The following is a 2,382-nucleotide window of genomic DNA, read 5'->3' on the forward strand; positions in this document are numbered from 1 at the left end:
GTAACCCATAGCTCGACCTTTTTCAAATCTAGAGTCGTCTCACAGGTAGTAAAAACCTACTTATGGGACAGCCCCTTTCACTAGCGCGATCAACTCACTGCAAGGATTAGCTCTGAAGACATTGTCCGCAACAACAATTCTACATGTTCCTCTTTTACCGAAGAAGCATCGTATCCTGTCGATAATGTAAGGTTCTGGTTGTAGCTGCTAATTAACAAAAGGAAACCTGGCGGCATCATAATCGGACCTGCAATATAGGCATCAATCACTTCCACATCACTGAAGAAAATGGGCTGGTCGCTAATTATGCCGACATTCGATAAAATCGGGTTCGACTTTTTCGATTTTATCCCTTCTTCCATTGACATGTGAAATGTTTTCTTCAACTCCTCGTAGTTAAGTGCTGCAAGTGTTTCTAACGTAACCATCCCATTGACACCAAGCCTTGGATTTTTCGCTTTCTTTGTCTGCCTGTTTACTTTCATTAAGGTATCGAGAAACGGTTCATGCTCAAGTACTTCTATTTCGATATTCATCGAGCTCGACAAATTGCATATGGCTTTAGCCTTGCCGTTCGGTAAGTGCTGCCGCAAGTCCATAGTAACAGGTAAAGGCATAGGTCCCGCGCCATACGAACGGGTGATGCTGAATAAAGCCCTATAATAAGCTGTCAAAAGCAAATCATTAAACGATACTCCGTGTAGATGGTTAAATGTTTGAAATGAACGGTAACATTCCGGTTGAAAACGATATGTAGACGTCCAAAGCTTCTGCTCTGTGCTCGGATCAAAAGGAAATGCCCACTTGGCAATAGGCTGTGCCTCTGACGCATCCCATGCCTCTAAAAGATTATGATATCCGAGCTGATCGAACACGATCCCTTGATCACGTCTTCCCTTATTTGGGACTGTTGGTGGGCTGTTCGGACTCGAACTTAAATGATTGTACGTGGATGACAACAATGAAATATAATCCTTCACTCCTCCAGCATCGCAGCAAGCATGATTGCATTTGACGCATATTAAATCATAAGTAGATCTGAATACACGAATGCTTATTAAGGGATCAACTCGCGCATCACTAGGTGCACAAATGAAAGCTTTAAGCTGAGTCTCCACATCATCCGTTTCATGGATAGAGACGCCATTTAACATGTCCAAATCGGCTCTTCTTTCCCAAAACCATTCTTGATTTTCTTCCGCTAACCGACAGCCTAGTACAGGCTCGATATCCAACGTCACGCGATAGGCCTGAACAAGGAGTTCCATATCTACAAAACCAACTAAGCGAAGAACACAATGAATTTGATGCCCAAATAATGAATTTACTCTATCCTGTGCCACGAATGGATATCGCGTGGAGTTCCCAGAATGGATTAATGATCCTGCGTCTTTCAATTGATTCACGATTTTCATCTCCTTTTAAAGAATGGGGCGGTCATCGAACATCCGAAACACTGCATAACTCATATCACATTCAAGTCAACAAATTGCCTAGTGCTCATAAAATTCTCTAACGCCTCATCCCATGGTCGCAGCATCTCGAAGCCTTGGAACATAATTGACAACTGACCCAATGAGCACGACGGAGGACGAGGAACGCTCGACAAGGACTCCGATGCGATCAAGCGTTTATCTATGTTTTGGACATTCAACAGTCGGAGAATTTCTCTGTAATATTCGAATTTATTGCATCTCCCACTATTTGTAACATGATAAATTCCATAGGATTCGGTTCGGATCAGTCCTTGTATGAAGGCTGCCAAATCAATAACGGAAGTCGGAGATCCGATTTGTTTCGGACTTACCTTCAAGGACTGCTGACGATTCAACACATCTATAATCGATCGAATGAAATTCTCCCCATAAAGCCAAGAGGTGCGTACGATCCAGTATTTAGTATGGAAAGAGCGCACGAACAACTCCCCTCCTAATTTCGACTCGCCATAAACATTTAAAGGCCGAGGATTATCATACTCACCGTGCTCAGCTTTGGTACCGTCAAACACATAAGCCGAGCTTAAGTAGAGCAGCGAGGAACCACACTGCTCAGCAGCAACCGCCACATTGCGGGTTCCGTAGCTATTTACCAAGTAAGCATTCTTTGGGTCGCCTTCCGCTTTGTCGATATTTGTGATTGCGGCAGAGTGAATTACCACATCCGGAGATACATCCCTCACAACAGAACTGGTATTGGACCATGAAGTAATATCTAAGTCCTTGCTTGAATAGGCAAATACGTCATGTTCGCTGCTCAATTTTCGAATTAATTCGCTGCTTAGTTGGCCGTGCGCTCCGGTAATTAATACTCTCATCCAATGACCTCCCCCCGTTTTTGGGGACGATTATGTGCTCGGTTTTTGGTGTTTCGGGATCGTTCTTG

At 43.7% G+C, this 2,382-nt stretch carries 2 protein-coding genes; both read right to left on the bottom strand.

Going from position 1 to position 2,382, the window contains the following annotated elements; all coding sequences use genetic code 11:
- Window positions 1-89: 89 nt before the first annotated feature.
- Complete coding sequence (locus ABN764_RS23720) at window positions 90-1,406, bottom strand: hypothetical protein (RefSeq protein WP_446673278.1); 1,317 nt, start codon at window positions 1,404-1,406, stop codon at window positions 90-92.
- 59 nt (window positions 1,407-1,465) lie between these two features.
- Complete coding sequence (gene rfbD / locus ABN764_RS23725; protein WP_446673279.1) at window positions 1,466-2,314, bottom strand: dTDP-4-dehydrorhamnose reductase; 849 nt, start codon at window positions 2,312-2,314, stop codon at window positions 1,466-1,468.
- Between the last annotated feature and the right edge of the window lie 68 nt (window positions 2,315-2,382).

Source organism: Paenibacillus wuxiensis (assembly GCF_040195695.1).
GTDB lineage: Bacteria > Bacillota > Bacilli > Paenibacillales > Paenibacillaceae > Paenibacillus_B > Paenibacillus_B suaedae.

Coding starts and splice junctions, on each gene's coding strand:
- rfbD (WP_446673279.1), bottom strand. CDS start 2,314: ATGAGAGTATTAATTACCGGAGCGCACGGCCAACTAAGCAGCGAATTA.